Source organism: Streptomyces chilikensis, from assembly GCF_001642695.1.
Taxonomy (GTDB): domain Bacteria; phylum Actinomycetota; class Actinomycetes; order Streptomycetales; family Streptomycetaceae; genus Streptomyces; species Streptomyces chilikensis.
The window spans coordinates 1-2,848 of the sequence record NZ_LWCC02000017.1 but is presented as its reverse complement, the minus strand read 5'-3'; the positions used below and the strand labels follow the sequence as shown (position 1 = coordinate 2,848).

Below are 2,848 nucleotides of genomic sequence, written 5' to 3'. Positions count from 1 at the left end.
GGACGCCGCCCCGGCCCGCCCCCGCGGCACGGCCGCTCGCGGGCGGAGCCGCCGGGCGCACGGTCCGCCGGCCGCCCCCGGTGGCGCCGGGACGGACCTCGGCCGCGGCCCCACCTGGTGGTTTGGCAGACTGTCCCCGTGACGACGTCGCCCTTCACCACCACCGCCGATCCCCGGGACGAGAAGCCCCAGTACGTGCTGCCGCTCGTCGTGCGGCTGGAGAAGACGGATCCCCCCGCCCGCACCGACGCCCTGGAGACCTCCGCCCGCGCGGTGCTCACCATGCTGGCCGACCCCCGTTCGACCGGCGACGGCGACTGGGCGGACGCGATCGACGCCTGGCAGGACGCGAGGATCCGCAAGGTGGTCCGCCGCGCCCGCGGCGGCGAGTGGCGCAAGGCGCAGACCCTGCCCGGGATCACCGTGACCGGCGGGTCGGCCGAGGTGCGCGTGTACCCGCCGGTCCCCCTGGACGGCTGGCCCAGGGAACTCGCCAAGCTCCAGGTCTCCGGCACCGACCTGGACGACCCGGAGCCCCCGCCGCCCGCCGGCCCCGCCGTCCCGGTGCTCTGGCTCAACCCGGAGCTGGACATGTCGGCCGGCAAGACGATGGCCCAGACCGGCCACGCCGCCCAGCTGGCCTGGTGGGAGCTGTCCGACGCCGACCGCGCCGCCTGGCGGGACTCCGGCTTCGCCCTCGCGGTCCGCACCGCCCCGCCGGAGCGCTGGCCGGACCTGCTCCGTTCGGACCTCCCGGTGGTCCGCGACGCCGGGTTCACCGAGATCGCACCGGGCTCGTGCACGGTGATCGCCGACCACCCCGCGCTGCGCCGGTGACCGTCCGGCGGACCGTACCGCCGCGGCCCGCCGCCCGGGCGGTACGGTGCTGCGCGACTGCTTCATCACCGACGGGAGTTGCCGGTCCATGGTTCCGCAAGGCCTTTTCCCGCTCCGCGGCGCGCTGACGGCCGTGCTGCTGTGCGTCCTGCTGGTCGCGGCCACGGCCGTCGGATGCGCGCCTGCGGACACCGGGAAGGCCACGGGGCCGAAGGAGGTGGTCCTGCCGGAGCCGGGGGTGGACTTCGACTACCAGCTCGGCGGCCCCTACGCGCCGCCCGACGGAGTGGGCGCGGTCGTCCGCGACCGCACCGCGAAGGCCGTGCGGGGCGTCTACAACGTCTGCTACGTCAACGCCTTCCAGGCCCAGCCGGACGCCACCGGATGGTGGCGCGAGCACCACCCCGACCTGCTGCTCCGCGACGCCGACGGCGAATGGGTCGTCGACCGCGACTGGGACGAGGTGCTGCTCGACACCTCGACGCCGGACAAGCGCCGGCGGCTCGCGGAGATCGTCGGGGAGTGGATCGACGGCTGCGCCGCGGCCGGGTACCAGGCCGTCGAGCCCGACAACCTCGACTCCTACGAGCGGTCCGGCGAGCGGCTGACGGCCGCCGACAACCTGGCGTTCGGCGAGCTGGTCGCGGCCCGCGCCCACGCCGCGGGCCTGGCCGTCGGCCAGAAGAACACGGCCGAACTGGCCGGGCGGGGCCGCGGGACCGGCTTCGACTTCGCGGTCGCCGAGGAGTGCGGCCAGTACGACGAGTGCGGCGCCTACGCGGACGCGTACGACGACCGGGTGTTCGTCGTCGAGTACCGGTCCGACGGGTTCGCCGCCGCGTGCGAGGAGTGGGGCGGCCGGTTGTCGGTGGTGTGGCGGGACCTGGACCTCGTGCCGGCCGGGGAGGACGGGCACCGCCGCCGCACCTGCTGAACGTCCGGGGAGCGGGCCTGTCCCGGCGGCCGGGTGACGCGTCGTCGGTCCTGGACCTCCCGCGGCGTCAGCTCAAATCCAGCTCTGAATCCGGCCGAACGCGATTCGCCGCACCCGTCTCGGGGCCAAGACTCCCTCACGGGGGCACGTACACGATTACGGGGAGGGCGACGATGGCGCACCTGGGAACGGGGATCGGCTGGCGGCCGGAGATCGCGGACGTCGTGGAGGCGATGCCCGGCGTCGACTGGGTCGAGGTGGTGGCGGAGAACCTCTGCGCCGACCACCTGCCCGCCTCGCTGACCCGGCTGCGCGAGCGCGGCGTGACGGTGGTGCCGCACGGCGTCTCGCTGGGGCTCGGCGGCGCCGAACGCCCCGACGAGGGGCGTCTCGCCGCGCTGGCGGAGCGCGCCCGGCTGCTGGACGCGCCGTTGGTGACCGAGCACATCGCCTTCGTCCGCGCGGGCGGCGCGCTCACCGCCTCGCCCGCGCTGGAGGCGGGACACCTGCTGCCCGTGCCCCGCACCCGCGACGCCCTGGACGTCCTGTGCGAGAACGTGCGGATCGCCCAGGACGCGCTGCCCGTGCCGCTGGCGGTGGAGAACATCGCCGCGCTGCTGGCCTGGCCGGGTGAGGAGCTCACGGAGGGACAGTTCCTGTACGAGCTGGTGGAGCGCACCGGCGTGCGGCTGCTGATCGACGTCGCGAACCTGTACACCAACCAGGTCAACCGGGGCGAGGACGCGGCGAGGGCGCTGGACGAGCTGCCGGTGGAGGCGATCGCCTACGTCCACGTCGCGGGCGGCGTGCTGAAGGACGGCGTGTGGCACGACAGTCACGCGCACCCGGTGCCGGAGCCGGTGCTGGACGTCCTCGCGGACCTGGCCTCCCGGGTCTCGCCGCCCGGCGTGCTGCTGGAGCGGGACGAGGACTTCCCGCGCGCCGCCGAGCTGAGGCGCGAACTGGGGTCGGTCCGGGCGGCGGTGGCCCGCGGCCGCGCCTCGGCGGGCACCGCCACGGCCACCGCCCCGACCGGGACCGCCGCCACGGCCGCCGGACCCGTCGCCGCCGGCGGCC

The 2,848-nt window shown here is 75.9% G+C and carries 3 protein-coding genes; all 3 read left to right on the top strand.

What is annotated here, in order from left to right; genetic code table 11:
• Positions 1–138 precede the first annotated feature (138 nt).
• Positions 139–837 (top strand): aminoacyl-tRNA hydrolase, encoded by a 699-nt coding sequence (locus A2U95_RS20860; protein ID WP_166025570.1) that lies wholly within the window; start codon positions 139–141, stop codon positions 835–837.
• 88 nt (positions 838–925) lie between these two features.
• Positions 926–1,771 carry an endo alpha-1,4 polygalactosaminidase gene (locus tag A2U95_RS20855; protein WP_166025568.1) on the top strand — a complete coding sequence of 282 codons (846 nt, stop codon included), beginning with the start codon at positions 926–928 and terminating at the stop codon, positions 1,769–1,771.
• Positions 1,772–1,944: 173 nt separating this feature from the next.
• Positions 1,945–2,848, top strand: a 904-nt coding sequence (locus tag A2U95_RS20850; protein ID WP_166025566.1) for an MbnB/TglH/ChrH family RiPP precursor modification enzyme, incomplete at its 3' end; no start/stop codon positions are given.

Bases quoted from the DNA above. Each gene is read 5' to 3' on its own strand.
- A2U95_RS20855 (WP_166025568.1), top strand. From the start codon at position 926: ATGGTTCCGCAAGGCCTTTTCCCGCTCCGCGGCGCGCTGACGGCCGTG.